The following is a 1319-nucleotide window of genomic DNA, read 5'->3' as shown; positions in this document are numbered from 1 at the left end:
TGGAGTTGCCCCCAAAAGACCGGACATGCTCAGGCTTGAGATTGCGAGCTGATGAACTCGCGCGGGGATTGATATCCTAAAGCGCTGTGCGGGTGAAGATTGTTGTAATGCTCGAACCAGAACGGCAGTTGCGCAATGACGGTTTTGGCATCGGGAGTGGGGTTCACCGAGACGTAATCGCGCTTGAAGGTTTTGACGAAGGCCTCGGCCATGCCGTTTGATTGCGGGCTGCGCACGGGCGTCGTGCACGGTTCCATGCCGATCTCGCGGAGCAAGGATGCAGTGTCCCTGGCGACAAAGCAGGAGCCGTTGTCGGTGAGCCATTCGATGGGCTCGGATAGCATGTTGATGCGGCCGAAGCGGTTCTCGACGGCGGTGATCACGAGGTCCTGCACGTCTTCGCTCTTGATACCCTCGGTAGTGGCGACATGGGCGATTGCCTCACGGTCGCAGCAGTCGAGGGCGAAGGCGACGCGGACCTTCTCCTTGTTGTCGCAGCCGATCTCGAAGCCGTCGGAACACCATCTGATGTTCGAACGCTCGACGGCGACCCGGCCGTCGTGAAGGCGATCATCGACCGCTCCGGTGTGGCGCACCAACAGCAGATTGTGCAGCTTCATGACTCGGTAAACGCGCTTGGCATTGGGCCACGAACGCCCGTCTTTCCGGGCATTCCGACGCAGGATGGCATGGACACGACGATAGCCGTAGGTGGGCGTTTCGGCGATGACGGCCTTGATGTCCTCCACCAGTTCGCGATCAGGTAGTGGCGGGCGTCCTCTGGCTCTGGAAGGGGAACCTGCGGCACGCGCGGCGATATTCGACCGGGCGACACCAAGAGTTTCGCAGACGGTCTTCATTCCAAAATCCCCCTCGGAAGAGAGAGCGAGCGCAACAGATGTTTTTTTGGGCCTCCGGCGATTTCGAGGGCTTCCTTGAGGATTTCGCTCTCCATCGTCTTCTTGCCCAGCAGGCGTTGCAATTCCTTCACCTGGGCCTGAAGCGCCCGGTATTCGGAAGCCGGAACGACCTCCTCTTCGGCGGCCGTCGCCGTCAGTGCCCCTTGGGACGCCAGCTTGCGCCAGGCGAACAACTGGTTCGGCTGGATGCCGTGCCGACGCGCGACGATGCTCACCGTCGCGTCCGCCTCATAGGTCTCGTGGATGATCGCCAGCTTCTCTGCCGTGCTCCAGCGCCGCCGACGTTCCGGCCCAGAGAGAACTTCCATCTTAAAATTGCTGCTAGTCATAATGCCGACATTACTCCTACACACTTAACTAAGTGGGGGAGCATGTCCGGGCCTTTCGGGGGCTAATTCA

At 60.2% G+C, this 1319-nt stretch carries 1 protein-coding gene; it reads right to left on the bottom strand.

What is annotated here, in order from left to right:
- Positions 1–29: 29 nt before the first annotated feature.
- Positions 30–1249, bottom strand: a protein-coding gene (locus tag IB272_RS34430) for an IS3 family transposase (RefSeq protein WP_246810522.1) whose coding sequence is annotated in 2 segments (ribosomal slippage) — positions 30–914 and positions 917–1249 — 1218 coding nt in all. Because the reading frame shifts where the segments join, the coding sequence is not laid out codon by codon here.
- Positions 1250–1319 lie beyond the last annotated feature (70 nt).

The sequence above is a fragment of the Ensifer sp. ENS08 genome (genome assembly GCF_014852195.1).
Taxonomy (GTDB): Bacteria; Pseudomonadota; Alphaproteobacteria; order Rhizobiales; family Rhizobiaceae; genus Ensifer; species Ensifer adhaerens.
Note: the sequence above shows the minus strand (reverse complement) of the source record. Positions and strands in the feature narration are given on the sequence as shown.